Source organism: Clostridium sp. CF012 (genome assembly GCF_018861755.1).
Classification (GTDB): Bacteria; Bacillota; Clostridia; order Clostridiales; family Clostridiaceae; genus Clostridium_AD.
Genome location: NZ_JAHLEF010000033.1, coordinates 34,738 through 55,512, shown reverse-complemented (window position 1 = coordinate 55,512; position 20,775 = coordinate 34,738). Strand labels below are relative to the sequence as shown.

Below are 20,775 nucleotides of genomic sequence, written 5' to 3'. Positions count from 1 at the left end.
AAAAAGAATACACAGTAGCATCGGTTATATATCCCCTCAAAAATGTGAAGATTTAGCTAGGACAACCGCATAAAAAGTTCAACTTTTTGTGTCTAAGATATTGACATAGATTCAGTATAGGAACTGTTGGTACTGTAGTCTTAGGTATTATTTTATTTAAAGAACCGTTTAATGTGATGCGTATGATTTGTATTGTATTTATAGTTATTGGAATCGTTGGTCTAAAATTAATATCAATAGACTAATAATCGTATATAGTTTAGAAATAGCAAAAAATAAGTATAATATTACCGAAAGAGAAGTAATAAGGGTAAAATATGTAGCTATCTCATTTTAATATGAAGGAGGAATTTCAATGAAAAGGTTTGTTATTGAAGATGATTTTTGGAGCCTATTTCCCAATGCACGGATAGGAGTTGTTATTTGTCACGGCATAGATAACTCTATAAAAGATGAAGAACAATATAAGGATATGATTTATAATTCAGAAAAGGAAGCCTTAAAACATTTGAAGAATGCAGAATTCAGCAGTAACGAAGTTATAAAAGTATGGAGAGAGGCGTTTCAAAAATTTAAAACGAAGAAAGGTGCAAGGTCATCGATTGAGGCATTACTAAAGCGAGTGCATAATGGAAACCATTTAGGGACTATTAATCCACTAGTTGATATCTACAACTGTATTTCATTAAGATATGCATTGCCCTGCGGTGGTGAGGATATCGATACATTTGTTGGGGATATAAAATTAACTAAAGCAGTTGGAAATGAAGATTTTGTTACATTAGGAACGGATGAAAATGCTCCACCATATGAAGGTGAAATAGTATATAAAGATAATGAAGGAGCAATTTGCAGGTGTTGGAATTGGCGTGAAGCAGTAAGAACAATGCTTACTGAAAATACAAAGAATGCTTTTTTATGTATTGAATTGGCGGATGAAAAAAGATATATGGAATTTGACAATGCCTTAAAAGAACTGGCAAAAACAGTACAAAACGATTTAGGAGGAACAACTCAAATTTCAATTTTAGATATTAATAATAAGAAGATATCAATTGATTAATTTAGTTTGGAGGGATGATAAATGAGTATTTTCAATTACAAGGATGTTTATTTAGAGGATGGCCTAAGGGTTCTTGAAGTTAATATTCTACCAGAGAAATATTGCAACTTCGATTGCATATTCTGTCCAATTGGAAGGTCAAACAATAAAATAGATACGCCACAGTCCTTTGATGAAATGGAGAATTCATTAAGAGAACTAGAAAGTATCTTAGAAAATAGTAATGTAGACTTAGTCTTTATTAACTCTAAAGGTGAAGCTTTAGTAAATGATAAAATTGTTAATGTTATTAATTTAATTAAAGATAAGGGATTATCTGTAAGATTGCTTTCAAATGGATACCTACTGGGTAGGGATGAATATATTAAAATTGCCAATATGTGTGATGAAGTCATTGGTGAACTAAAAGTAATATCTGAAGAACATTTTCAAAAAATTCAAAGACCAATTAACGGATATACAATGAAGGAGCATATTTCAAATATGGTTTCTTTTAATAAGCAATACAAAGGGAAATTTATATTTGAAATTACTATCATTAAGGGCTATAACGATGATGAAGAATCAATTATGAAGACAAAAGATATTATTAAGGAAATATCTCCCGATAAGATAATTATTGTAAGAATGGACGATGAAAAATTTAAGAAAAAACTTGGTATAACAGATGAAAGATTTGAGGAAATTTCAAATGCATTACTAAATATTTAATAATGTTAATAAATAATATTCCTTTATTATATAACAAGTGAGGATAGGTTCATGGAAGATATCGTTATTAAAGATGGATTAAAAAATATGCACTTCGAGAAAGTTACCAAAATGCTTTCAAATGCATTATTAACCTCCATTTTATAAACTCTTGACCTCTTGTTTCAGAGAAGTTATAAACTCTTATTTTGCAATGTCTTTCAATTATAATAAAAATGGCAAACACTAAATTTGTGCCTACCATCTTTTACTGCATAGTCAGGAAATAAGTGGAGCTTTTTATTACCCTTTATTTTATGCAATATTCTCCACCAACTGTATTCTCATACCGTTTGGATCCTTTATAAAGAAATATCTAACATGCGGGTTAGGCTGGGTCGGCCCGCTGTCAACATTGATATCTTTTTCTTTAACCAAAACAAGTGCCTTATCAAGAGACTCGACTTCAAATCCCCAAGAAATATCATTGCCGACAACTGTATCCCTGCTCTCACCGTCGCAAATGAGCTCAATTTTTGTTTCTCCTTTGCCTAAAAATGCAATCTCCACTTCAGGCCCTGCGTTAAATTTGCTTACCACCTCAAGCCCTATGACGTCTGTATAAAACTTGATTGATTCCTCCAAGTTCTTTACGTTTAGGGTACTCCAACAAAATCTCATAAAACCACCTCCCAAAATATACAACATTATTATAGTGTAAAAACAAATTGCGAACCCTTTAAAATAATTCTCACAAATATTATACAAGGTTAAAAATGTAGGAATTTGTTACATAAAACTATATAATTTTACGCTTATTTCAATATTTATTTAGTTATAATTGACAACTATGATCTTTGGCTTTGTATTGTTCTAAGAATAAAGGATGAAAAATCATTTGGTTTTCGTCCTAATATCCAAGTTAAAACATTTGGATTGCCGACAAATCCATGTTCATTATAATGCTTAAACATCTTTAATAACGTACTAACTTGATAGTCCCCTACTCCATGCTTTTTTAATTGTGCTGCAAACATTTCGTCCTGAGGCGTTTCAACTTTGATTTCGCGGCCAAAATGCTGTTCCATAGCTGCCAGCATATCCGACAAAGATAAATTTTCAGGTCCGCAAAGTTCATATGTGGCTCCCGTATAACCAGGATTTGTGAGAATTATAGAAACAGCCTCAGCTAAGTCTTTCAAGTCAAGCAAACACATGCGAGTTTCTGATGAAGTAAAAAACTTCTGTTGAAATATACCTTTTTCACTAAGTGACTTCCAAGACTCTAGTATATTCTGCATAAATACTGCTGGTTGAATAATAGTATATGGGATTCCTGAATTCACCAGAAGCTCCTCAACCATGAGTTTTTTCTGATGATGTGGCATATCTTGAAGTACCGAATGCAATACTGAATGGTATACGAAATGCTCTACTTTGGCCTTGCGAGCAGCGTTTATTGCCATTTGTCCTATCTCAACTTCGTGGGGATTTACAGCAGAACATATGTGATAAACTGTACTAATTCCGATAAATGCTTCATCAACAGCCTTTTGATCCATCATATCTCCTACAACTACTTCCATCTCGCCTAAGGATTTAATTTTCTGAATTTGTTCGGTTGTATAAACGAAAGCCCTAATCCTCTCACCTTTAGATAATAAAGCTTTAATTATTGCACGACCAGTTTGCCCATTTGCTCCAGTTATAAGTATCATAATAATATCTCACCTTTCTATATTAAAGTAAATTCTTTGATAAAAAATTAAGTAAAGAGGTTAATTCCTTCAATTGATCATCCTCAAGTCCAGACATTAGCTTAGCAATTATATTGTAGTGTATAGGCAAAATCTCCTCCAATATACATAATCCTTTTGAGCTTAGACGGACTAAATAACTTCTCTGATCACTAGGGCTTGGAATTTTCTCTATGAAACCTTGATTTTCAAGGCCAGCTATTAACCCTGTCATTGTTCCCTTAGTAACTTCAGCCTTTTTGCTAAGGCATATTGGAGATAATTGATAATCACTCTGGCGATATAAAAGCATTAAAATTGTAAATTTTCCTTCCGAAATATCATATTTAGAAAAATGTTCATCAAGTATTTTTGATATATCAGAAGCCGTTCTGAGAAGTGCGATACAACCTTCAACTGCATCTACATTTATACCTGAAAATCGGTTAGAAAATTTATTTAAAATCTCTCGTTTTGGTATATCCCTAAGACTAAATTTAAAACCCTCCATAATAAAACCTCCTTATTTACATAGTAAGCCTCCTTACTACATTTGTAAACATTTATTTCATAAACATAACTAAGTATATATTTTCTGTAATATTAAAAAACACCTTCCTTCAAAGTTACTCAAGCCACTAATTCATTACAGCCAAAAGCACTGATATTTGTTCCAGAAAGCAAAATCTGACCGGATGTTGGCTTCATAATCGTAGCAATGCAATTCAATAGTGTTGTCTTCCCTGAACCACTGGCTCCCATAATTCCTAAATATTCTCCAGGAAGGACGTCAAAAGTAATACCCTTTAACGCTTTTGTGGGAATACTACCTTTTTCATAAGACTTGTGTAAGACCCTGACTTCTAATAATTTTTCTGTATAATTCATAAATAGATACCTCTCATTTCATTTGATTTATTCCTAATTTACAAGTTCATTTTACATTATAGTGACATGATATTCCACTTACATTCATTGTAAGGTTTATTTGAATATGATTTATTCCGATCAATGCTATGAGATGATTTATTGTTCAAATACATGTTAAATTTTATTTCGAAATAAAGGAAAAATAAAATTTACGTAGAATATAATTACATTAAATCAAATATTATGAAATAATATGGGCTATTATATACTATTTAGAAATGTATTAGACAGGGGGAAATATAATGAAGTATGAGGATTTATGTAGTTCTAATCAAAACAGTGATATTATAGATTTCTATAAACTAGTATTTAAATCTAAGGACCCCATCATTATTGATTTGGTAGGAGCTACAGGTGCTGGAAAAACTACTTTCTGCCAGCAATTTGTAGATGAAGAAGGGAAAAAAATATTAAGCAAGACTATTACATCTTCAGGAAATAACACAATAATTCAAACGGATATAGCCATTCTTGAAAATACAAAGAATCGGCTTTTTTTAAAGGCCAGAGCTAAGAATGATATAATTAGAGACTTAATTTTAGTATCTTTGAGTATAGATTCAGAATATAAATTCAATATAAAAAAAGATATTACAGATGTAGCTAATAAAGCAGGAGTGAAAAATAAGGTGAAGGAAATTAAAATTAATAGCGATTTATTACAAGGTGCATATAATCTATTTAGGACTATTAAATTACTTGGAAGATTTCAAAAAATCGCAAAAGACTTGCAACTAAATTTTACGGATGAGTATATCATTCATGAATATGTAGATAATAATGTAGCCAATGAAGAGTTAAATAAATTACTTGATGATATAATATATTCGCAGTTAAAGATAGATAATTTTTACGAATACCGCCATGAAATTTCACTAGAAGAGGAGAATATTTTAGAGAAAACTATAATACCTACCAAGACATTTAATAAATACAAGGAACAAAAGGAAGAATTTCATGAAATAGTATCTTATAGATTGCTTTTTGAACAGGCCATATTGGTGTTAAATTGTGATGAAAAAGCTAAAGGGCAGTTAACTGAAAAATTTAAAAGTGGAGTAGTTTTTAGAGACTCACAGGGGCATAAAAAAACAGAAGATCAATGCATAGCATCTGATTTTAAAGAGAGATATAAAATATTACTTATTGCTGCTGGTACCGCTGGGGAATTAGTTGATGATAAGTTTCTAGAACAATTAAAAAATATTATATCAGAAGCAAAACAAAGTATAGTAGTAATTACAAAAATTGATAAAGCAAGTTCCTATGAAGAGTATACCCATAGCAGCTATGAGGCATTTATAGAAGGTTTAAAGGAACAAATTGTTATCACTCATAATAGCTTAATTGGAAGATTAGAAGCAGTAGAGGAGTGTAATGTAAATAAGCTTCATAAATTTGATATAAAGACAATGGCCGAAAGGTTAATCGCTTCTTTTGATAACGCATATTTATCAAAAATCACTAAAGATAAACAAGGAAATTATGATGCAGAGCTCCATAAGATAGTATGTAAGAATACAAGTAATAAGGAGATTTCAGCATCAGATATAGAAGATGTAGTAGTTTTAGATAGTTGGCATACCTTAGTTTCAAGTATTTTAGAAAGAGAAAATAGAGGTTGTTATGATCGGGTAATATAGATTTTGAAAATATTAGAATAATAAAAATAAAGATAAATTAATAGTGTAGCAGCAAAAAAAAGAAGGAAAGTTATAGCCATTTTAATATTGGCAGAGCTTTTCTTCTTTTATTATTTTATTTTGGTTTAAGTCTATCAGCATTACATAAAGATTTGCTCTTAGGGACTTAGGCGGTTTATTTATGAAAAGGTCAAATTCAATTTTACTTCCAACAGCTATAGATACTTTTATATCTGCTGCCAATTCCATACAAGCTATTTCGCCATAAACATTATAAAGTGTTGTGGAGTTAACGAAAGATGTAATTTTAATATCCCATTTTGAATACTTCCAGTTAATCATTTCAAGCATTAAATCTGCAGGGGCATTGATAGTTTTATTCAAACTAAACTCCACTTCACGGCTATATAAGTCTGAAATAATAGCTTGAAAAATTTTATTCTTGTTTTCTGCGATTTTTACTCGCTCATCATTTGTAGGACTTTCTTCTGTTTTATAATTTATGTGTCCTGCAGCAAACATTAATTCACTATAGGTAACTCCATTGTAAGCATCACTAGCAAATTTATTTATTGTTTCAGGGGAAGGCGGTGATTTTACTAGTTTTCGGAGTAGTCTTGAGATGTGAGCTGCACTTACATCAACTTTATTTGCATATTGAGTAATTGAACGATCACCTTTGGATTTTTCTAATAATAGAGCAAATGTAACTGTATTAAAATTGCTATGGTCATCCATTTAATCACCTCTTAATAATCATTATACCATTTTACATTGTTTGTAGTCAATAAAAGTGAAAAACATAACAAAGTTTTAAAAAAAGTATTGTGTGCATTTAATAATTATGATATATTGTTTGTAGATAATGTAATTAACTGTAAATAATGTAATTATTTAAGGAGGAAGGATTGTATGGATTTAAAGAAATCTGCATTGCAACATTTATTGGAAGAGTGCTTTGGTAGTAGTTATACAAAGCTATCAAAGGCGATTGGTGTTGATGTAGCACATGTATATCGAGTTCTTGTTAAAAATAACGCCCCTGGGCTTAAGTTCTTCAATGGATTAATGAAGTGGTGTACAGATAATAAGTTAGATTATAGAGAATATATTTTTTTACCCACACCGTTAACTGTAGTTAACAATAAAACTAAAATAGAGTAAAGATGAATAGGTTAAATTCATTGCTGGAAGTAGCACTCAGCTTGAAAATAGTAACTGCTAGATAGTATTTTTATAATTAATACTTAGGGGAGGAATAAAAAATGGCTAAATATAGACAACTTTATACTGAATTTTGGAGTGATAGCTTTGTCCTTGAACTCACACCAGAGGAAAAATATTTTTATTTATATCTTATAACAAATACTAAAACAACTCAGTGCGGAATCTATGAAATATCGAAAAGAACTATTGAGACAGATACGGGATATAACCGGGAAACTGTAGAAAAACTAATTAAAAGATTTTGTGACTATAAAAAGATCTTATATTGTGAGGACACGCGTGAGCTTATGGTTACAAATTGGATAAGATATAATGTGCCTAACAACCAGAATGCTATAAAGTGCGTTCAACGAGAAATAGAAAAGGTTAAGCATAGTGAATTTGTTAAAATACTATTCAACAAATGCCAGGCAGCAGGCCTGGATGTAGAGAAAATTTTTGAGAACTTTATAATAGAAGAATCCTTTGATAACGTGCCTACAAATGATAGAGCGGATTCTTTAGACTCCTCCTTTGAAAAAGTGGAAAAGTCTCCAGTAGAATTTAATTTGGATGGTGGCTCTGAAGAGGAATTTAATTTTGATAAAAATCATGAGGATATTTTTAAGAAAATAGAAATGCTACAGCCAGAAACCATTGATGATGAGATGCAAGCGAAAAAAATCCAGAAAACAAGTCAAGTTAAAATAAATAAGCCCCTTGTTAGGGGCTTACAAGGGGATACTAAGGGGCTTGGTAGTAATAGAATAAGAAGTAATAAAGAAGAAATAAGAAGTAATAAACAAAAAGCAATAAATAAAGAAGAAGAAGTAAGAAGCAAAAAGATGGGAGTAATAAAATTTGAAAATAATTCTGTTACTGATTCTGAAGGGCTTAAAAATATAATTAAAGTTTTCGAGAAAAATGTACATGCTATCACCCCACTAGAATATCAAAAATTATTGGATTTTTCTACTCAGGTAAGTTGCGATGTTATTATTATGGCCATTGAGGAAGCTGTAAACTATGATGCTAAGACCCTGAAGTATATAAGCAAGATACTCAATAGCTGGATTAGTCAGGGCATAAAAACTGGGGATGAGGTAAAAATTCATCAAAAAAAATGGACTAATAAAAGGGCAAATAGCCTAAGGCAAAGCGTGAAAAAGGGTAGTTTCTGTGACTTTGAACAAAGAACCTATGACTATGATGACCTTGAAAAAAAGTTGTTAGGATATCTGGATGCTGAGGACAATAATGATACTGAGGGTGCAAAGGGTATTAAGTATATAGAATAAACTATTAAGGAAAATTAATTTAAATTTATTTGAATAATTTAAATATAAACTAGAATGCTGACAAATTATTTTTTAAATATCCTAATTAATAAGTAAAAGGGTGGTGTATTTTATTATGGAAAAACTAATTGAAAAGGCTAAAACTAGAGAGGGAGGAGCTACAGAAGAGATTATAGAAAAATTCAAACATCTTATATTCAAGGAGGCCGCCAGATATCACATTCCAGGTTATGCTCTAGAAGATTTGGTCCAGCATGGATACCTGTCTGTTATAAAAGCCATAGCCATGTATACGCTAGGCAGCAATAGCTTTAACGGCTACTGCATAAATAGTATAAGAATGAACTTCAAAGCTCTTCTAAAGGGCCAAATAAAACATTTCAGAGAGGTTCCAAACAATGAAATGCTAGATTATGATACCTCTGGAGATTATGAATTTACCTTAGAGGATGAGGTGATAGCTTATGATGAAGTTAAAAAACTGTATGTAGCTCTTGATAAACTGGACCCTTTGGAGCGCGATATTTTACAGAGATACTATATTTTGGACCAATCTCTAGGAGAAATAGCCTGTGATAGCGATAAAAGCTATCATCAATTTGCAAGAATAAAAAGAAAAGCCCTAGAAAAACTAAGAGCACTTATGTAAATTTATATTTTTTTAAAAACTCCGCACAAAACTTCGAAGGGGCATATATATTCAATGAAAACAAAATGAAAGGGGGAATTAACATGGCAGTTAAATCAACAAAGGTAGCCAGTGCATTAAAGCTTACTATGATAGTTGGAGTTGACATCAAAGGCAAAGACAAACATGCAACAAAAAGACTAAGCAATTTAAAAGTTGCTGCAGCAGATGAAGATATATTTGCAGTAGGACAAGCTATCTCTAACATTAAGACTTATCCATTAGTAGGACTAGACAGAGAAGATCAATACAGCTTAGTTAATGCGTAGTTGTTAGCTAAAAATTGAAAACAGAAAATGAAAACCTAGAATTTAAAACCCTTGAGTCAAATAATTAAAAGGAGGTAATGTGATATGAATAAATTAGCTATGAGATTTTTAACATCTACAGAAGGTAAGTATTTTACTTTAACTGTAGATGACATTAAAGCTGATGAAAATGGAGTTCCATCTGTTACAGAAGCTGAGGTAAATGCTCTTATGGACTTAGTCATTTCAAAAAACATTTTTGCATCAGCTAATGGTAACTTAATTGGCAAGAAAGATGCTAAAATAATTACTACTGATACTAGTACAGTTGAAGTAGGTTAGGAAGGATAGTGCCTGTGAAAGGGCACTGTTTTTTTGTCGATTGAGATTGTATCGGTAAAATTTAGTGGACCATGATGTTGCGCACTTATTATTCTGTTAACATGCCCTTATGGGTATGGTCTAGAAGTTACATACAAAGGAATGATAAAAGTATTTGTATAGGGGCATTTTAATAATTAATAAACAACAGTTTGCTATAGTATTATTTATGTCGGAATATTATTGAAGTACGACGTAAAAATGCCGTAAAATTCAGTTATGAATAATACGGCATTTTAAGGGATTATTCGGTTTTAATAGTTGTGACGCTTAATGCGAATTATCCGAACAAGGCTAACTTGCTACACACCCAAAGAAAGGCAACGAAGATACTGAAATATACTAATATAAAAATAAGGATATTAACGGAATCGTTATATTTAGCGTCCTCATGTTTTTTACTTTTAAACAATTCAAATATAAATTGAATAATGAAATCCATAACTACAACTCCCTACACCTATTTATAAATAGGTTTTTAAAAACAATATTATACCATGTCGTCTTAGCTAATGGTAATTATAGCATATTTCTATCTAAGTAATTACTATCTTTGTAAAACACATCAAATTATTTCATTTTTAAATACCGTATTATGTAGTTTTCAAAGAGCATTGTTCGTACTTCCTATTTCAACTTATACATCGCAATTTTCTCATATTTCGTCTTAACTTAAAATAAAAATACCGTAAAACTAATTTCTGAATTATACGGTATTTAAGATATATCTGAGTTTAGTTCCAATGGACTAAAAACATTCTTTGAAAATTGTTTTTGCGAAAATTATATATATTTTGCCGTTAGCAAAACAGATTGAGTTCACAATTTGTTCACGACCCTCGAGGGTGTTTATGAGCGAAGTGAATTTGCTAATATTACAGGGAAGCTTGATGGCAGAATTGCAGGAGAAATTCAACAGGAATTCATATTAAATTTTTATGAGAAATATCTATACAATAATTCTAATAGTAATGTTGAGGAAGTTTTAAAAAAATATAATGAAGTTAAGAAAATATATAAAAATAATAGCAAAAGGATTTGTGGTACAATCAGTATGCTAATAATACGACCTAAATAACGTAAATCGAAAGGAATGGATTTTAAGAATGATAAACAATACCGAATTAAAACAAAAACAATTCATAGCTGCTATGGATCTTTATGAAAATAAAAGAATTTATCAACTCTTTGGAAAATTTATTTCTACTATAAATATTTCACTTCAAATCATTATAGCGTATATGGTTATACCTATTTATATAGATGTTTGGTGGAAAATATTTTCATTCATTGTTGCGTATGTTCTTGCTGACTTTATAAATGGACTAGTACATATGCATATGGATAATCAGGATGATTATAAATCCATAGCAGGACCACTAATAGCAAGTTTTCATTTGCATCATAAAACACCGCTCTACACAAAAAAAAATATTTTGTTGGTCTATTTTAATGAATCAGGTTCAAAGATTTGGCTTTCGGGGTTTTTAATAATTACGTCAATAGCAATTGGCATATTTCATATTAATACGGTAATTTCATATATCATATTATATTTTAGTTTATTATCATCGGTAGCGGAGGTTTCGCACTATCTTTGCCACGTATCAGACGAAAGATTAGTAGATTTTTTTAGGGGAAGTGGTTTATTACTTGGGAAACGTCATCATGGAACACATCATAGTGAAGATAATGTTAATTATGCATTTTTAAATGGTATGTCCGATCCCTTGATTAATATAATCGCAAAAAGATTTTATTCAGGATATAAAAATACAACAGATAAACATTATGCGTATTACCAAGGTAAGGGCACAAAAAACAGGGGGCAAATTTCAGAGCAAACTTATATAAAGTAAAACATGAACAATTCATAATTGTTCAGTACATCATAGATATACCAAGAGGTAATAAATGAATTTACTAAAGGATATTAAAGACGGGTCAAAAGAATATTTAGAGTACTTATTAAAATATAAAATATTAATTTTAGTAGCATATTTACTTTGTCAATTAGGTATATATATGCTTATAGGAAAAACTAACTATTTTATATTTGCAGCTAGTTTTTTTATAACAATATTTATAATTAGTTCATTAGTTTTAATGCTAAAGGATTCAAAAACTGCCATACTCATATATAATATTTCCATACCAATACTGCCTATGCAGTTATACTTATTAAATAGATTGAATCAAAATAGTATTGCTGCTACAACGTAGCAAACAATAACTTCCAGTTATTGTAACGTCTCCCGAGGTCGTAGCATAGCCATCAACCTAACAGAACCATTAAATGTAAGTAGTGAATTTTTTTTATTAAACCTCTTATAAATACGATCAAATACAGGGTAAAAATTATGATTTAAATTATTAATATTTATTTTAATAAAAGGTGTGTTTTATACCTAATTATGGTATAAAATGCACTTTTGTTTTTTGATTTATTGTTAAATAATATATAATTAGTGTATAGCAAAACAAATTGAGTTCACAATTTGTTCACGACCCTCGAGGGTGTTTATGAGCGAAGTGAATTTGTTATAAATCAATAATATCAGATGTTGAATTAAATGTATTTAGTGAAAAAAACTTATGGAATGAAATTTACTTAGTGGATGAAGAAGATAACTTCTTGTATGTAAATGGATTTTTAAATGAAGATGAAAATGAAATGAACAATTCAGGTTCAAATAATTCAAGCGAAGGTGGGAGAACAGAAACTCATACAAAACGTTCTGCTAGGTCTAAAAAAGCAAGGGACCGGTGTATTGAGATTTATGGAGCAAAGTGTGATATATGTGAATTTAATTTTGAAGAAACATATGGCGAAGTCGGTAAAGGCTTAATACATGTACATCACTTAAACCAATTAAGTAAAAATACTGAAAAACATATAGTTAATGCTCGGGTGGATTTACGTCCAGTATGTCCTAATTGTCATTTAATACTGCAAAGAAGAAAGGAACCATTTTCAATAGAAGAAGTTATTGATATGATTAAAAACAATAAAAATATTCCTAAAAACGTACCAAAAATAAAAGAGTAACTAATCTGACTAAAGCTATTTAAAAGTACGATAAAAGGCGGTTGAGCTAATTAAGGCTAAGCCGCTTTTCGTTTACACTAGGAATTAGTAAAAGGTTAGTAATCGTAAAAAAAAGTTTGCCTCATGGAGAGTTTGCTAAGCAGCTTGAAGATAAAGTAGATATAGGTGCAAGAACTGGTTTATGCAAATTGCTACAGAATTTCCCAATATGTCAACGTTGACGGATTTGAACCAATCTAAGATATTCGCACTTTTAGATATTCCCCAAGAAGAAAGAAAAACCTTTTTAGAAGAAAACCCAGTTAATGAAATGATTACTAGGGAACTCCAACAAGAGAATAACCTACTACGCTGTAATTGAATAGAAAAAGAGCACGGAAAGACAAAACGCATCATATGGCCTTCTAGAAAGACAATAGATAATTGTAGCTAAATTATACACATGACGTACAAGAGTGGCTTAGAGTTGATATTACATGGCTTATAGTGTGAAATAGAGGTAAAAGAAGTTGTAAGGGGGAAGGCTAATGTGTAAAAGTAGGTGGGAGGAAGTTAAAGATAAATTATTATTAATAGAAGCCTGGTGCAGAGATGGACTTATAGAAGAACAGATTGCTAAAAACTTGGGTATAGGTGTATCTACTTTATCTAAATATAAGGTGGAGCATGTAGAGTTAGTAGAAGCCCTAAAGGATGGTAAGGAAGTTGCAGACATAGAAGTAGAGAATGCTTTAAAGAAAAGAGCTACAGGCTACTCATATATAGAATATAAGACCACTACTAATGCAGCTGGGATAAGTACTACTACAGAAGTTACTAAAGAAGTAGCTGCGGATCCTACATCAATGATTTTTTGGCTAAAGAACCGTAAGCCTAAAGAGTGGAGAGATCGTAAGGACATAGATAGTAATATAAATGTGACAGGTGAAACTTCTACCAAATATGATCTTAGTGGATTTACTACAGAAGAGCTCAAAGAGATGCTAAGAGCATAAAAACCTAAATAAGCTATTGAAGTTTTAAATTACTTAGTACCGCATTATTCAAATAGTGTGGTACTTTTTATTATCTTAAATGGGAAGAAGCATTAAAGTGTTTGCATATAATATGTTATAAGAATTAAATAGGGGTTTGAAAATGAATAGAAAAAGAATTGTAAAAATTGTTAAAAAATTAGTTTGTGGCTTAATCCTCGTAGTTTATTTAACTACATCAGGGATTGTTCTGTGGTCAAAGATAGTGAGAGCATCCACCGCAAATAATTCTAAATATACAATTACAAATAAGTATGCAATGACAGAAGATGAAGTGAATTTACTTGCAACTAAAAGTGTATTTTATGTTATTTTCACAGCATCGGAAGATAAAAAGTTGGCATACAGTTCATTAAATATGGAACGGAGTAAAAAGTTTTGAAGTAAGATATAACTTTACAACAATTTTTCTAGATAAAAAGCTAAGTGGACATTGGATATATAAGACCTTGTATTATTATCTGCGAGAATACTTAAAAGGTGAAGTACTTTCGTAAGGTTACACCTCATTTCACAAAGTGTATGCTTAATATATATGATACTTACATTCAAAAAAAAGTCGTATCATGAGCTATTAGTTTTGATGTGGCTTTTTAATTTTATTTGGAAAATTAATGATATATTCTACCGATTAATCTACAACCAATCGTGAAAAAAGCTCATATAACTCCTACATGACCAGAAACTGTAGTTTTTGGTCCTGTACCTAAAACCCCACCAAAGAATGCTCTTAACGGTGCTAAGAATACTTCAAATCCATGTGGGCTCCTAACAAAAGTAAATTCTAAGTACACAGTAATTCTATGAGTTAATCTTAAAAATACCAGTACAAAGAACCGATGAAGTAGTAACTATTGTGGCACATCTAATGCAATAGCCATAAGTTTTTATTAAGAAAGAAGTATTAGAAAAATAGTAGTTGTGCTAACTCTTAGCGCAGGAGTTGCAATAACTGCAAATGCCCAAATAACAAGATTAAATGGATCAGACAGATATTTAACATCTTCAGGGATTATGTTACCAAAGGCGATGATCTTACAGTAGCACCTCTTGTATAAGCTAAAAATGTGCTATCAGTAATTGTTAATCTAAAATTCTGTTGAAAAAACCGTGGCTAAGTTTACAGCATTAAATGTAAAAACTATGAACATTGTTAATGGCACTGAAGTTTTTATTTATGTACAATGCTTTTTAATTAATAAACGAGCTAATCCATCTAAATCTGGATAAATACTAAATTCATCAATACCTGCTAGTTTAAGAAATGTATTAGCTTCTGGAATAGCATCTATTGGTATCTCAAATTTTGTTAAACAAGTTGGATATAACTTTTCTAAAGGTTTTTCATTACTTCCAAAGATAGTAAAAACGCCCTTTTGTGCAAATACTCTAGGACTTTGTTTCTTGGGATAAATTGCTATAGGGTCCTTATTTTGTATTGTGATTTTTTTAATAAAATCATCATAATAATTTACTTCAATATCTAATTCAGGCACTAAAATTGATTCTTTTCCGGTTGATTGTGTATTTAATGCAAAAGGGTCCAACATCCAAATACACGGATTTAAAGCAGTATCATTTCCATTTAAAGCAAAGTATAATGCAACAGCAAAGTTCTCTGACCAATCCAACAATCTAGTTGGCACTCCATGGTGTCTCATTTCGAAAAGTATGTCCCACGATGTGACCTTGCCTAAAAGTAACTGAGCCGAATAAGAATGAAATTCATAATATAATACTGATTCCAGACCAGCAAATCTATTTGGAATACGAAAAATACTTGGTAATAATGGCCAGCTTGAAATACTATGTCCTCTGAAAAATGGAACGTCGCAACCCTTTGCATCAAGCACATTAATTTTTGATTCAATTTTATTTATAAAGCTTGTCCATGAACTCATACTATAATCCTCCTTCATGATAATAATCCTTAACTATAAAAGCTATCTATCTATAATTCTGTAAAAATGGTATTTTTATATATGGTGGTATAATTTATTTGTAAGTTTCATCGGAGTATATTTGTAATACAAAGTAAATGTTATTATTCCTTATAACCATCTGGCGGTTTTCCTGGATCAAACCATATTTCTTTAGTATAATTACGATTTACTATAAAGTATTCATGCGCATAAAATCTTGTTGTTCTATTAGAATTATCTAACATATCATCCGAAATGTTAATGTAATCATTTAAAGGCGCCCACGACAAGAGTGCCTTTTGTTTCGGTGAAATTGGTAATGTTATTTCAATTCTAGGATATGCTAAGCCTGGACTTCTATACATAGCTGGTCTTTCATAAGCTTTTGGGTCAAACCACACACATGGCGCATCAGATGTAATAAAACCAACATTATTATTTGTACATAAAATACTAAGATTCATTGGCATAAATGCTGCTGTTAGTGCATTTATGGATGGAATAAGTGTTTCTTGCAAGGGATCTTTTGCAATTCTACTTACTTCTTCCATACTAAATTTAGGACTATCTTCAGATAAAGGTCCTAGAGATTCCATTGCTTTTCTTCGCTCTGGAGATGCTCCTTCCATATCTTTCTTCATGAAATTCATTAAATCCAAAGCGCTTCCCCATTGCTTTTTATAATGTTCTCTTCGTGACGGCGTTCTACTATAAGAAGCCGCAATAAACGCAAGGATCATAATTCGATCTTCATGATTAATTTCCTTATGTTTAGCTAGACAATTTGTTCGTATATTTGCAAAAGTATTTTCTAAACCAGCCAAACCGTGTTCAATATCTAAAATTCTTGTTCCATCTTTTAACTGAATTGTATACATGTCAGGTTCGAAAAAAATGTTTTTCGGAGCTTTTTTTTTCGGATCACTTCCATCGGATTTGAATCTCCATACATACTTATCATACGCCTTAGGAGTATTAGGGTCACACCATTCTTCTAGATATGATTGAGGTATCCAATGCTGTTTTTTATAATCCATATAAACCACCATCCTTTAATACAACATAATTATATGGAAATTATAACATATTTTTCATACCAGTGTTTTTATTTTAAATACCGCAATATTTAGTTTTCAAAGAACATTAGTTTTGATTAGTAGTGCACGTTTTTTTCACACTGCGTAGTAAAGATTGCAAATAAGTGATTCAAAATACTATAGTATTAGGAAACACGATATAAGCAACCTGGAACAGGCAGCAAATGCAGTCATAACATAATGACCCATACCCCCTTTGTTAGACACGAGGAACTCGTGCTATACTAAAAATGAAGGGTGGATGGTTTATATGAATAAAAGTTATAGTGCTGAATTTAAAATGGAAGCGGTAAAGAGATTAGATAAAACAGGAGAACCAATGTCAAAAGTAGCTGCTGATTTAGGTGTTAAGCCCACTACAATGCAGGGCTGGGTAAATAAGTATAGAAAATCTCCTAAGGCTCCATTTATAGGTAGTGGACACTTAAGCCCAGAAGATGAAAAACTACATAAGCTTGAAAAAGAAAATAGGGACCTCAAAGAGGAGAATGATATATTAAAAAAAGCGGCAGCCTACTTCGCGAGAAACCTCAAATAAAGAGATTTCTATTTATCAAGGCTAATCGCATGAACTACCATATAGCGAAGCTATGCATGGTCCTATCAGTTTCTAGGAGCAGCTACTATGCATGGGAGAAACGTCCAGAAAGTATGAGATCACAAGCAAATAGTCTTCTATTAAAGGAAATTAGTGATATCCATGTTAAAAGCAAGAAAGTTTACGGTTCAACAAAAATTACACGGATATTAAACACCAAAAGCAAATCTCCTATTAATCATAAAAGAGTGGAACATATTATGAGTGAAAATGGCATAAAGTCAAAGGTTTCAAAGAAATTTATAGCAACTACAAATTCTAATCATAAGCTTCCAGTTGCAGAAAATATCCTTAACCGCGACTTTTCTGTGGATAAACCTAATGAAAAAATGGTAAGTGATATCACCTACCTGTGGACAGATGAAGGATGGCTTTATATCGCTGGAATATTGGATTTATGTGGACAAAAAATTGTTGGATTGTCCATGAGTGAAAGAATGACAAAGGACTTAGTTATTGATGCGTTGAATTCGGCATATCTACGTGCTGGTAAGCCTTCAAACGTCATTTTACACTCTGATAGAGGCTCGCAGTACTGTTCTTATGACTACCAAAATTTGATTAAAAAGTATGGTTTTACATGTAGCATGTCCCGAAAAGGTAACTGTTGGGATAATGCACCAATGGAATCTTTCTGGGGTAAATTAAAATGTGAATGGCTCTATGGTACCCACTTTAGAACTCGTGAAGAAGCCCGTGCAGCTGTATTTGAATATGTTGAGGTATTTTATAATCGACAGCGAATCCACGCCTCAAATGGATATGTGACACCTGAAGACTATTATAATAAAGCTAATCGAAAAGCTAAAGTAGCTTAAATTGAAATATTAAGTCATTGTACGAAAACAAGAGATAATACGAGTTTAGAGTGTCTAGTTTATTGGGTAAGGGTCATAAGCCAATGTGTAACACCATTCAATAATTCTGTTTAATGTTACCTGTAATAGGTATAGGCTCTAAAAAACAACAGGATAATAAATAAAACAGGATTTCTTTATATCCAATTTAAGGTAGTAATAGTATAATTAAATAAATGCTTTATGTCGTACTCGTAGATTATGACGAAGCACTTATTATTTATATTTTGTACGTATAACGTACACGAATGGAGGAATAAACTTGGTTGAACTTTGGGATATATTAGATAAAAACGGTAATGTAACAGGACGTGTTCACGAGCGTGGCAAGCCCATGAACAAAGGCGAATTTCACCTTGAGGTTTATGTTTGGATTGAGAACGACAACGGTGAATACCTTATATCGCAAAGGTCTCCGAACAAGACGTTCCCAAATATGTGGGAATGTACGGGCGGAAATGCGGTTGCGGGCGATGATAGCTTGACTACGGCATTGAAAGAAGCAAAAGAAGAATTAGGTATTATTCTTGAGCCGCAGAACGGACGAATGATTCAACATCACTTACCGTGTAGCGACGTTGAATGTCGCGGTTTGGCTGATGTTTGGTTATTTCGGCAAAATGTAGACATATCAACCGTAATTCTTGCTCCTGATGAAACCTGCAATGCAATGTGGGCAAGCCGTGATGAAATTAACCGTATGATTGACGAGGGAACATTCACAACATGGGAACAATATACATACATTGACGAATTGTTTGAGGAAATTAAAATGGATTGCACACAGTATAAGCATTTTTAGTACCAAACTACTACACAACATTCTTATATTGCGCAATTGAGACTGTATTTAAAAATGCAGTTTTTTGTTATTTTATGAACCGATGAGAACATATAAGCGTAAACAATAACATTTGTTTTACACTACACTTTAAATGTGCCAACGTTGGCGACTTTGGATTACTTTTAAGTGGGGTTCAAGGTACTTTTATATTAAAAACTGTAGTCGAAAATATTTATACCATTTTGTATACATGTTGGAATAAATAGTATATTATATATTTAGAGTGTATTTGAAAGGGTGGGGAATATATGTTATATGGATATGCAAGATGTTCTACAGACAATACTAAGCAGGATATTACGAGGCAGACGAGAGAATTAAAGGCGTTAGGAGTTACTACTAATAATATATACCTGGAATATGCTAGTGGCACTAAGACAGACAGAATAGAGTTTAATAAGCTATTAGATAAAGTAGAGCAGGGAGACACTATAATAGCAACAGAAGTTAGCAGAATTACCAGGAGCACCAAACAATTATGTGAAGTTATAGAATTAGCTAAAATTAGAAGAATTAAATTAGTGCTAGGAAATTTCATTGTAGATTGCATAAAAGCATTAGATCCAATGACAGAAGGAATGTTAAAGATGATGGGTGTATTTGCAGAGCTAGAGCGAAACATGATAAGCCAAAGAGTTAAAAGTGGTATGGCTAATGCTAAAGCTAAAGGAAAGTTAATAGGTAGACCTACAACTACTATAGAAGATGTTCCAGTGGCAGTAGTCAAAGCTTATGGCCTATTAAAGAATGGCAAGATAAATAAGAGTGAATGTGCTAGAATGTGCGACATATCAAGATCTTGTTTATATAAATACATTAAGATCATTGAAGAGAGCACTAAGTAATGGGTAAACATAAAAGGTTATATGAGAAGTATCTAGAGCTATAAAACAATGAATGTAAATCAGACATAATAGGTATGACAAATTTATAGAAACTGGACACGATATAGCAATGAAGGATAAGTTTAAAGATGGTAACTGTTTAAGTGACTACTACACAGACAATTAAGAGTTAGAATCGTATTAAATTTAACTGAAATTTAATTATGCAATGAGAGGGTTAACTAAGCCTTCTCTTTTTTTATGTGACGATTTTGGACAATAGATGTAGTAGGTGGTGCAGCAGCATGGATAAATATATGTATCACTTTTATTGTATAGGAGTAATTTTAAAAATGAAAGTTCTAAAAGAAAAACCCCCACACAGAGAAGGAGTAAAGTGGCGTATATATAGATTAATGTAGAGAGGAAAGGACAATAAAAACATCTACAAAAAATAATTTAAAAAATATATACAAAATAATTTCCCCGAAAAAATATTTATAAAGAAGACAAAATAAGATTTACATGATACTTGTTCTATACTTTCGCAGACTAAGAAAGTCAACAGAATAGGTAATCTTTATGTACAAAAAGTAAGTTAAATAAAAATATAAAATAACATCATAGTATTTTCCAAATGAATGATATAATTGAGTGAACATTAGAT

At 31.5% G+C, this 20,775-nt stretch carries 27 protein-coding genes and 1 pseudogene; 20 read left to right on the top strand and 8 right to left on the bottom strand.

From position 1 onward, the window contains the following. Positions 1 to 116: 116 nt before the first annotated feature. From KPL50_RS21130 to KPL50_RS21120, 3 genes and pseudogenes are all read left to right on the top strand, one after another. Positions 117 to 245 (top strand): annotated as a pseudogene (locus tag KPL50_RS21130) (SMR family transporter); the annotation flags it as partial. Positions 246 to 355: 110 nt separating this feature from the next. Next, positions 356 to 1,063: a B3/4 domain-containing protein gene (locus tag KPL50_RS21125; RefSeq protein ID WP_216300513.1), complete on the top strand. Its 708-nt coding sequence runs from the start codon at positions 356 to 358 to the stop codon at positions 1,061 to 1,063. A gap of 21 nt (positions 1,064 to 1,084) precedes the next feature. Next, complete coding sequence (locus KPL50_RS21120) at positions 1,085 to 1,774, top strand: radical SAM protein (protein ID WP_216300512.1); 690 nt, start codon at positions 1,085 to 1,087, stop codon at positions 1,772 to 1,774. 294 nt (positions 1,775 to 2,068) lie between these two features. Here the strand turns inward: KPL50_RS21120 and KPL50_RS21115 are convergent, their stop codons facing one another. The 4 genes from KPL50_RS21115 to KPL50_RS21100 form a co-directional block, all read right to left on the bottom strand. Beyond that, entirely contained in the window at positions 2,069 to 2,434 is a 366-nt protein-coding gene (locus KPL50_RS21115; RefSeq protein ID WP_216300511.1) for a VOC family protein, read from the bottom strand. Positions 2,435 to 2,601: 167 nt separating this feature from the next. Next, positions 2,602 to 3,471, bottom strand: a complete 870-nt coding sequence (locus tag KPL50_RS21110; RefSeq protein WP_216300509.1) for an SDR family oxidoreductase — start codon at positions 3,469 to 3,471, stop codon at positions 2,602 to 2,604. A 22-nt stretch (positions 3,472 to 3,493) separates the two neighbouring features. Next, positions 3,494 to 4,000 (bottom strand): MarR family winged helix-turn-helix transcriptional regulator, encoded by a 507-nt coding sequence (locus KPL50_RS21105; RefSeq protein ID WP_216300508.1) that lies wholly within the window; start codon positions 3,998 to 4,000, stop codon positions 3,494 to 3,496. Between the two features lie 119 nt (positions 4,001 to 4,119). Continuing rightward, entirely contained in the window at positions 4,120 to 4,377 is a 258-nt protein-coding gene (locus KPL50_RS21100) for an ATP-binding cassette domain-containing protein (protein WP_375372952.1), read from the bottom strand. Between the two features lie 284 nt (positions 4,378 to 4,661). On the opposite strand from KPL50_RS21100, the gene KPL50_RS21095 reads away from it, so the two are divergent. Next, a complete protein-coding gene (locus tag KPL50_RS21095; protein WP_216300507.1) occupies positions 4,662 to 6,062 on the top strand; it encodes a hypothetical protein in 1,401 nt (466 codons plus the stop codon). Positions 6,063 to 6,143: 81 nt separating this feature from the next. On the opposite strand, the gene KPL50_RS21090 is transcribed toward KPL50_RS21095, so the two are convergent. After that, positions 6,144 to 6,800, bottom strand: a complete 657-nt coding sequence (locus KPL50_RS21090; protein ID WP_216300506.1) for a hypothetical protein — start codon at positions 6,798 to 6,800, stop codon at positions 6,144 to 6,146. A gap of 174 nt (positions 6,801 to 6,974) precedes the next feature. Here KPL50_RS21090 and KPL50_RS21085 point away from each other — a divergent pair, with 174 nt between their 5' ends. From KPL50_RS21085 to KPL50_RS21030, 12 genes are all read left to right on the top strand, one after another. Continuing rightward, positions 6,975 to 7,226 (top strand): hypothetical protein, encoded by a 252-nt coding sequence (locus KPL50_RS21085; RefSeq protein WP_216300505.1) that lies wholly within the window; start codon positions 6,975 to 6,977, stop codon positions 7,224 to 7,226. 101 nt (positions 7,227 to 7,327) lie between these two features. Next, a complete protein-coding gene (locus KPL50_RS21080; protein WP_216300504.1) occupies positions 7,328 to 8,566 on the top strand; it encodes a DnaD domain-containing protein in 1,239 nt (412 codons plus the stop codon). A 115-nt stretch (positions 8,567 to 8,681) separates the two neighbouring features. Continuing rightward, positions 8,682 to 9,215, top strand: coding sequence for a sigma-70 family RNA polymerase sigma factor (locus KPL50_RS21075; RefSeq protein ID WP_216300503.1), 534 nt, complete (start codon positions 8,682 to 8,684; stop codon positions 9,213 to 9,215). An 83-nt stretch (positions 9,216 to 9,298) separates the two neighbouring features. Continuing rightward, positions 9,299 to 9,523 (top strand): DUF1659 domain-containing protein, encoded by a 225-nt coding sequence (locus KPL50_RS21070; RefSeq protein ID WP_216300502.1) that lies wholly within the window; start codon positions 9,299 to 9,301, stop codon positions 9,521 to 9,523. Positions 9,524 to 9,607: 84 nt separating this feature from the next. Then, complete coding sequence (locus KPL50_RS21065; RefSeq protein WP_216300501.1) at positions 9,608 to 9,844, top strand: DUF2922 domain-containing protein; 237 nt, start codon at positions 9,608 to 9,610, stop codon at positions 9,842 to 9,844. 865 nt (positions 9,845 to 10,709) lie between these two features. After that, positions 10,710 to 10,961 (top strand): hypothetical protein, encoded by a 252-nt coding sequence (locus KPL50_RS21060; RefSeq protein WP_216300500.1) that lies wholly within the window; start codon positions 10,710 to 10,712, stop codon positions 10,959 to 10,961. A 28-nt stretch (positions 10,962 to 10,989) separates the two neighbouring features. After that, positions 10,990 to 11,742, top strand: a complete 753-nt coding sequence (locus tag KPL50_RS21055) for a fatty acid desaturase family protein (RefSeq protein WP_216300499.1) — start codon at positions 10,990 to 10,992, stop codon at positions 11,740 to 11,742. A 55-nt stretch (positions 11,743 to 11,797) separates the two neighbouring features. After that, positions 11,798 to 12,106 (top strand): hypothetical protein, encoded by a 309-nt coding sequence (locus tag KPL50_RS21050; RefSeq protein WP_216300498.1) that lies wholly within the window; start codon positions 11,798 to 11,800, stop codon positions 12,104 to 12,106. A 391-nt stretch (positions 12,107 to 12,497) separates the two neighbouring features. After that, positions 12,498 to 12,932 (top strand): hypothetical protein, encoded by a 435-nt coding sequence (locus KPL50_RS27210; protein WP_253200745.1) that lies wholly within the window; start codon positions 12,498 to 12,500, stop codon positions 12,930 to 12,932. A gap of 181 nt (positions 12,933 to 13,113) precedes the next feature. Next, positions 13,114 to 13,293 carry a DUF3102 domain-containing protein gene (locus KPL50_RS21040; protein WP_290443269.1) on the top strand — a complete coding sequence of 60 codons (180 nt, stop codon included), beginning with the start codon at positions 13,114 to 13,116 and terminating at the stop codon, positions 13,291 to 13,293. Positions 13,294 to 13,459: 166 nt separating this feature from the next. Then, complete coding sequence (locus KPL50_RS21035; RefSeq protein ID WP_216300495.1) at positions 13,460 to 13,927, top strand: transposase; 468 nt, start codon at positions 13,460 to 13,462, stop codon at positions 13,925 to 13,927. A gap of 142 nt (positions 13,928 to 14,069) precedes the next feature. Further along, positions 14,070 to 14,348, top strand: a complete 279-nt coding sequence (locus KPL50_RS21030) for a hypothetical protein (RefSeq protein WP_216300494.1) — start codon at positions 14,070 to 14,072, stop codon at positions 14,346 to 14,348. A gap of 277 nt (positions 14,349 to 14,625) precedes the next feature. Here KPL50_RS21030 and KPL50_RS27590 read toward each other — a convergent pair whose 3' ends face one another. Continuing rightward, positions 14,626 to 14,760 (bottom strand): hypothetical protein, encoded by a 135-nt coding sequence (locus KPL50_RS27590; protein WP_290443268.1) that lies wholly within the window; start codon positions 14,758 to 14,760, stop codon positions 14,626 to 14,628. 127 nt (positions 14,761 to 14,887) lie between these two features. On the opposite strand from KPL50_RS27590, the gene KPL50_RS27585 reads away from it, so the two are divergent. Beyond that, the gene (locus tag KPL50_RS27585) at positions 14,888 to 15,010 is read left to right on the top strand and encodes a hypothetical protein (protein WP_290443267.1); all 123 of its coding nucleotides are present in this window, start codon (positions 14,888 to 14,890) and stop codon (positions 15,008 to 15,010) included. 131 nt (positions 15,011 to 15,141) lie between these two features. Here KPL50_RS27585 and KPL50_RS21025 read toward each other — a convergent pair whose 3' ends face one another. After that, a complete protein-coding gene (locus KPL50_RS21025; RefSeq protein ID WP_216300493.1) occupies positions 15,142 to 15,867 on the bottom strand; it encodes an FRG domain-containing protein in 726 nt (241 codons plus the stop codon). Between the two features lie 143 nt (positions 15,868 to 16,010). Beyond that, entirely contained in the window at positions 16,011 to 16,937 is a 927-nt protein-coding gene (locus KPL50_RS21020) for a DUF4238 domain-containing protein (RefSeq protein WP_216300492.1), read from the bottom strand. A gap of 289 nt (positions 16,938 to 17,226) precedes the next feature. Between KPL50_RS21020 and KPL50_RS21015 the strand changes: the two genes are divergently transcribed. From KPL50_RS21015 to KPL50_RS21005, 3 genes are all read left to right on the top strand, one after another. After that, positions 17,227 to 18,401 (top strand): IS3 family transposase gene (locus KPL50_RS21015; protein ID WP_216300491.1). Its coding sequence is split into 2 segments (ribosomal slippage): positions 17,227 to 17,494 and positions 17,494 to 18,401, totalling 1,176 coding nucleotides; the frame shifts between segments, so codons are not numbered across the junction. A 301-nt stretch (positions 18,402 to 18,702) separates the two neighbouring features. Further along, positions 18,703 to 19,242, top strand: coding sequence for an NUDIX domain-containing protein (locus KPL50_RS21010; RefSeq protein WP_253200744.1), 540 nt, complete (start codon positions 18,703 to 18,705; stop codon positions 19,240 to 19,242). Between the two features lie 290 nt (positions 19,243 to 19,532). Further along, entirely contained in the window at positions 19,533 to 20,129 is a 597-nt protein-coding gene (locus tag KPL50_RS21005; protein ID WP_216300490.1) for a recombinase family protein, read from the top strand. The last annotated feature ends 646 nt before the right edge of the window (positions 20,130 to 20,775 follow it).